General features: G+C 38.6%; 9 protein-coding genes and 1 pseudogene. All 10 read right to left on the reverse strand.

Annotated elements, in window-relative coordinates; translation table 11 throughout:
- Positions 1 to 96: 96 nt before the first annotated feature.
- Positions 97 to 174: pseudogene (locus ABEV15_RS11285) on the reverse strand (recombinase family protein); the annotation flags it as partial.
- A 339-nt stretch (positions 175 to 513) separates the two neighbouring features.
- A complete protein-coding gene (locus ABEV15_RS11290) occupies positions 514 to 981 on the reverse strand; it encodes an SMI1/KNR4 family protein (RefSeq protein ID WP_144597891.1) in 468 nt (155 codons plus the stop codon).
- 16 nt (positions 982 to 997) lie between these two features.
- Positions 998 to 1771: an HNH/ENDO VII family nuclease gene (locus tag ABEV15_RS11295; protein ID WP_498853254.1), complete on the reverse strand. Its 774-nt coding sequence runs from the start codon at positions 1769 to 1771 to the stop codon at positions 998 to 1000.
- Between the two features lie 168 nt (positions 1772 to 1939).
- A complete protein-coding gene (locus ABEV15_RS11300) occupies positions 1940 to 2422 on the reverse strand; it encodes an ankyrin repeat domain-containing protein (protein ID WP_153126384.1) in 483 nt (160 codons plus the stop codon).
- Positions 2423 to 2438: 16 nt separating this feature from the next.
- Complete coding sequence (locus tag ABEV15_RS11305) at positions 2439 to 3080, reverse strand: GH-E family nuclease (protein ID WP_498853255.1); 642 nt, start codon at positions 3078 to 3080, stop codon at positions 2439 to 2441.
- Positions 3081 to 3189: 109 nt separating this feature from the next.
- Positions 3190 to 3351, reverse strand: a complete 162-nt coding sequence (locus ABEV15_RS11310) for a hypothetical protein (protein ID WP_171699805.1) — start codon at positions 3349 to 3351, stop codon at positions 3190 to 3192.
- Positions 3352 to 3366: 15 nt separating this feature from the next.
- A complete protein-coding gene (locus ABEV15_RS11315) occupies positions 3367 to 4227 on the reverse strand; it encodes a permease (RefSeq protein WP_498853256.1) in 861 nt (286 codons plus the stop codon).
- A gap of 68 nt (positions 4228 to 4295) precedes the next feature.
- The gene (locus ABEV15_RS11320; RefSeq protein ID WP_004890963.1) at positions 4296 to 4742 is read right to left on the reverse strand and encodes a MarR family winged helix-turn-helix transcriptional regulator; all 447 of its coding nucleotides are present in this window, start codon (positions 4740 to 4742) and stop codon (positions 4296 to 4298) included.
- A gap of 75 nt (positions 4743 to 4817) precedes the next feature.
- Complete coding sequence (locus ABEV15_RS11325; RefSeq protein ID WP_498853257.1) at positions 4818 to 4997, reverse strand: hypothetical protein; 180 nt, start codon at positions 4995 to 4997, stop codon at positions 4818 to 4820.
- Positions 4998 to 5159: 162 nt separating this feature from the next.
- Positions 5160 to 5345: malate:quinone oxidoreductase (locus ABEV15_RS11330; protein WP_498853258.1), on the reverse strand; the 186-nt coding region annotated here is incomplete at its 5' end.

The following is a 5345-nucleotide window of genomic DNA, read 5'->3' on the forward strand; positions in this document are numbered from 1 at the left end:
TTTGCATCAAATTCGGGAGTGTGGTATGCTTGTTCATAAAGAGCACCTCTTTCCTGGGTTTGTTTGTGTGGTTACTTACATTCTACAGGAAAAGTGCTCCTCTTGGTATTTTAAGCTGTATCCATCTTTGACTTGCCCCTGTGTCGAGACTCGTATATACCCGACAACATTCAATGTTACATCCCCCCGTTACGAAAATTACAATTTATGTAACGCTTGTTAACAATGACGAGTATTATACGACCGTCTCTAGTGAAAATACAATACAATAATAATTTGACAGTTTATTATTGTCACAACCAGTTAAAAGCTTACCCCCACTTTCTCGCCACGAGAAAGCTTTCTCTCGTGTTTTAAAGCATACTCGAAGGGTATTAATGGTTTAGTCGCTTTACCATGCATATCTGCCAAACTCCATGTAGGTAGAACCATCATGGGCTCTGAAGTTAATATTTGGTTAACTATAACTAATAAAAACCTCGAAAGGCTTATAGCCAATCGAGGTAATATAGGTTATAGCTCACGTTTAACTAAATCTAATAAGAAATCCCCGAAATCATTTGCAATTATTTCATACTTTTGTTTGTCTAAGTCAACTCCTGGAAAAAATGAAACAACCTTAGGTTCATTATTATCAATCTTGTTAAAGTCTAAGCAAAAAACTTCATCACTTCCTGTATCGTGAATTATTAATAAATTATTTGGCAAATTACTCTCTCTTCTCTCTGTTAAAGTATACCATATTGCATCTGGAACTGAAGAATTTTCAAAATCGCTACTAATTATCCCGAAAATCTCTTGAGAACCAAAGTTACCCGCACCAAAAGACAACAGAAAATCCAAATATGAACCTGTGAACTTTAACCCAAGTTTTTCTTCTGCTTGAATAATTAATTCTCTTGAGCGGGGACCCACAAAATCACTTAGTTCTGCATTAGACAAAATAATTTTTTTAGCTTGATTATATGCTTCCATACTCATATTTTCCCTCCTCGAACTATTTAAAATCACTAACTCTATGTTTCCAATAATCTTTGCGCCATTTATCAAATTCATTCCTGTTAATCCCACTAGGGATAGTATTAGAATCAATGTGGATTATCTTACTATTTTCTTTGTGAAATGTTTGTGTAACCTCAGCAATAGAACTTTCATTTCTTTGTGTCATGTGATGGAGATTTATAGGCTTTCCATCTGGACCTAACGGTGCTAACTCCTTTTCCATTCTTTCAAGGTTAGTTCTACCACGCGCATCTTTCATATATGGGTCTATAATATCATCTCTCTGATAAACTTTCACGTTCTTATATACGGTTGTCTTATTCCAATATTTATAACCATTACCCGTACCCTTAGCTCTTAAATTTACTCCAACATTATCCCTGGAGACTGGTCTACGAAGTTTAGGCTTTATCCTAGCGCGGCTGGCTTTCGCCTTTAACTTCGCCTTCCGCATCTTTTTAATCGATGCCGCAGCGAATTTCCTCGACTTCTTCATCTTCTTGCCGTATTCTACGGCTTTTACGCCCCATTTGACGGCTCCCGCACCTGGGATGAAGTTGCTCGCAAGGCTCGCGGCGGCTCCAGCTTTATGGTACCACTTCGATTTCGGGCTTTTCAATGTCCGAATATCGTCGCCAATTGCGAAGTTATATCCTTTCTTCGCCCATTTTTTCGTTGCTTTCCATCCGCGCTGCAGCCATTTCGGCAAGTGGCCGTTCGGGTCGATGTTGTTGACTGGGTCTCCATCGGCGTACAAATAACGGTTCAATGAAGTTGGTTTATTTTTTTGGATTATTTACATGGTGTTTCTTAATGTGGCTTTGTACCACGTAATTATGTTTGTCCACCCATCATCTTTCCTTCTTAATTGCATGGAGGGTATATAAAAAAGAAACCTTGAAAGGCTTATAACCAATCAAGGTACGATTATACGATACTATTTTTTCAACAATATATTTATCAATTTCTCATCCCCTACTTGCTTTGCAAAGTCCAAAGGAGACCTTCCAGCATTATTCTTAGTTGAAATATCAGGATTATATTTCATTAATAGTTCAACCATTTCGTAATTTCTACCTTTGCAATTGAATACAGCCGTCCACATAGCATTATTACCATATTTATCTCTTAAGTTTATATCTATACCTCTTTGTAACAACTCTTTAGCGACATTTAAATTTTGATTGATACAAATAAGATGTAATGCAGTCTGACCGTCGGAATTTGTCATATTAACATCAATGTTATTGTTAATAAGGAATAACGCAATATCAAATTTATTACCTGAAATAGCATAATGTAATAAGCCAGAACCATTTTCATCTTTTTTATTGATATCACCGATATCAAATTTAATCTTAAATGTTTCTAAATCCCCGAACTTAGCCAATGTAAAAATGTCTGCTTTCTCCGTCGGCATATACTTCATCTCCTTGTTATTCATATTTATGACTTCTGTTTGCAGAAGGACTTTCCGGTCTGTAATTGTTTGGATTTCTATACCAATTTAAAAACTCCTCCATATACCATTTGATCAACCATTGTTTGCGATGCAGTGGTAATTTTGATACCCACCGCTTGTAAATATCATTCATACAACTGTATGGAATTTCATTCAGAACAATAGCAATTGTTCTGTCATCTACGCTGCCGATTCGTTCTATAATCTCTTGTATTTCCTTAGGATATAGCCCATAAATAAAACTTAATAGCTCCTTATACTTAGGTTTCTTTTTACTCGGCAATCCAATTAAAGAACGGCTACGATTTGTAAAAGCTTCAAACATTTTTTGATCTTCAAACATTTTTATAATGCGTTCTTCATTTAGTTGATAACCTAACGATGCCCCATTATCATATACTGGAGCAAGTTGGTAGCACGATCCCTCCACAATAACTCCCCAGTTATCGCAATGGCGATCCTGATTAGCAATAAATGCATCAAATACAGGAATTTTAAACAAATATCGTTTTTCGTTATATGGACTAACTAACCAAAACTTTTGTCTTTTTCCATATGCTTGCCTTTTATCATCTTTTTCCCAATGGCTAACGTCTAGTATATTCACAAACCCCATTCCTTTTTGACCACTTATCTCATAATTTTCTCATTTATTTCTTTACTTCGTCATCCTCACCAAAAATCCTGCCCATGCAAAAAACACCAGGCCCCCTGGTGCTTTGTTGCTAGCAACATGTTTGTTTGTCGTCTTCGCAACAATCTTCTTGCTCTTTGCAGCAGTCCTCTTTCCCCTCGCAGCAATCTTCCTTTTTCTCGTCATCTTTAACCTCGATAATTTGCACATCGCAACAACCTTTTTCTTTTTGTGTAAATAATTTTTTAAACATATGAATCTCCTCCATTTAGATGATGTAAAACAAAAATCCGGATAACGTGGCCATCGAAATAACCGAGGCGATGAACGCCCAGACGAGTTTCTTTTGAAAAATGCTGTGCAGTAGCGTAATTTCTGGTAAACTTGCGCCCGCGGAGCTAATCATAAGCGCCATGACTGGCCCAAGCGCCATTCCTTTCGCAACGAGCATTTGCGAAATCGGAATCATCGTCGCTAGACGAATGTAAAGCGGAATGCCTACAATTGCCGCAAGCGGAACAAGCCACCACGTATCACCTCCCATATATGTCGCAATCCATTCGGTTGGTATGACGCCATGAATGAATGCGCCAATGCCAGCTCCGATGAATAAGTATGGATACACTGTTTTCATGAGATGAAGTGTCTCATGCCACGCTTCTTGCATCGTCCGTTTTTTGCCGATGGCAACGTTTCCTTTCACGATCACGCGTTTGACTGCCTTTTCAAACCCGAGCGATTCGAGTGTGAAGCCGATTACAATTGAAAATACTGTCGTCAACAGCGTATAGGCGGCTGCTACTTTGACACCGAGTAACGCGGTCATTAACGTTAAAATCGTCGGATCTAGTACAGGCGAAGCGAATAAAAAGATCATGACCAGCCCGAAGCGGATGTTTTTGTTTAACAATGAAACAACAATCGGAATCGTTGAGCACGAACAAAATGGGGTCACAAAGGCAAATAGTACCGCAATCATTGCCCCGATAAACGGATGGCGTTCTGCCAACAGCTGTTGCATGCGCTCGTACGGAATGTATCCTTCAAAAAAGTTAATGACAAACGAAATCGCTAAAGAAAGCGCCGTCAGCTCCAACACTAAAAAGAAAAATGATTGTATCGTTTCCAAATAGGCTCTCTCCTTTTATTTGCATTATACAACTATTCATTCAAGCAATAGGCAAGATTTCTCTTGCCTTAAAACAGCGGTTTGCAACAAACGCTTGATTTTGCCATACATTCGTTCAACAAGCGAATGGAACGAAGGACGGTTTCGCGCTCAAATTCGCTCATATGCGAAAATACTTCTCCTAAATATTCGTTCACTTCCGCGTCAATTTTCGCGGTGACGTATTTTCCTTTCGGCGTTAACGATAAAATGTAGACGCGGCGGTCTTGCGGGTACGGTGTTTTTTTCACTAAATTCATTTTGACAAGCGTTTGAATTTGTCGGCTGAACGTTGTAATATCCATCGCTATCGCATCTGCCACTTGTTGCATCGACGGTTCGTTCATGCGGTCGATTTCGTATAAAATATGGCTTTGCACGAGCGATAATTCAATCCCACCAACGGCGCAGCAGTTGCGGTCTAACAACCCAAGCCGTTTCGTCATCGTGTGGAATAGTTCGCGAACATTTTCCATTTTCTCACCTCTTGCTTTTATTATAGCTTATTATTTGCATTTTGCAACTAAAAATCAAAAGTATTTTTTTCTCGTTTATAACATCCCAATCCATACGTACGTAAAGAAAAAAACAAAAGTCGCTGTGTACACCGTACCTAACACCGTTTCGTTATGAATATCACGACCTTGATACAGTTTTTTCAACAACAATGCGAAATTGAAAAACCATAAACCGGACATAAGTGGCAAAACGACTAGACAAAGGTAAATCATTTACCCACTTCCTTTTTCCCCATTATAACATAAAACCGTTACATATAATCGATACAAAAAAGACAGAAGCCAGTCGACTTCTGTCTCGGGCGCTTATGCGATTTGAAGCGGCATGCTTTCTTTTAAGCTTGTAATTTCTATGTCGTTTATCTCTTAGGTCATCTAGATTTGAAACGGCATGCTTTCTTTTAAGCCGAGCGTTTGGGCAGCAAGCGTTTGTATATCGCGTAAAAGCGTTTCGTTTTTCATAAGCGATACACCATACGATGGAATCATTTCTTTAATTTTCGCTTCCCATTGTTTCATTTCATTCGGGAAGCATTTTTCAATCACTTCAAGCATGACGTG

Source organism: Bhargavaea massiliensis (assembly GCF_050480245.1).
Taxonomy (GTDB): Bacteria; Bacillota; Bacilli; order Bacillales; family Anoxybacillaceae; genus Anoxybacillus.